The organism is Oleiphilus sp. HI0128, assembly GCF_001635365.1.
On the sequence record NZ_LWGG01000164.1, the window covers coordinates 1 to 897 of the forward strand.

Below are 897 nucleotides of genomic sequence, written 5' to 3' on the forward strand. Positions count from 1 at the left end.
AGTTTTAAACATAGTTAGGACCTTTCGATATGTATATTATTTTTATTTTGCGTCCTGCGGACAAAGTACAACAGACACTTTATCTGACCATTATCTGAGAAGAGAGGGCCGACCTGTTTTTACTTGATCATTATTTATCGGGAATGGTAAGAAGACCATGACAGTAGAGGACAGAGTATTGGCATTTTTGGCAATAAATATAGGGCAAGCACTTAGGCTTACCCTATAGACTTTTATGCCTGTTTAGTCAGAAAAATTGGCAGCAACGTAGTCTGCAAGACGGGAGCGTTCAACGCTTTGTAGTGTGATGTGAGCATAGTGTTCCCAGTTTCGCATGCGGTCCATTGCAAAGCTGAAGCCACTCGTTGAGGCCGATAGATAGGGTGTATCAATTTGCTTTAGGTTGCCAATCGCAATGACCTTAGTGCCTGGACCAGCTCGTGATATGAGACCGTGCATTTGTGCAGAGGTCAGGTTCTGGGCTTCATCAATAATGAAGATCTTGTCGGAGAAACTTCGGCCTCTCATAAAACCGGAGCTTTTTATTTTTACGCGGCTTTTTAAGAATTCAACACTCGACTTCCTTTCGAAATCGGTGCCGTTGGGGTTGGCGCTCAATGTTTCCAAAGCATCGGTGATCGCGCCCATCCAAGGGCCGATTTTATCTTCTTCTTCGCCGGGTAAGAAGCCGATATCTTCACCCATTGGAACCGTGGCCCGAGTGACAATGATTTCATCATAAAACTTATCTTCGTACACCTGGTGTAGTGCCGCAGCTAGGGTTAACAGAGTTTTACCTGTCCCGGCTTCTCCGGCGATGGTGACGAAATCAATTTCAGGATCAGTGAGTGCTGCCAAAGCAAAATTCTGTTCTTTGTTTTTAGCTTGAATTCCCCA

General features: G+C 44.6%; 1 protein-coding gene. It reads right to left on the reverse strand.

Going from position 1 to position 897, the window contains the following annotated elements; translation table 11 throughout:
- Positions 1–243 precede the first annotated feature (243 nt).
- Positions 244–897: PhoH family protein (locus A3763_RS02090; protein ID WP_156494832.1), on the reverse strand; the 654-nt coding region annotated here is incomplete at its 5' end.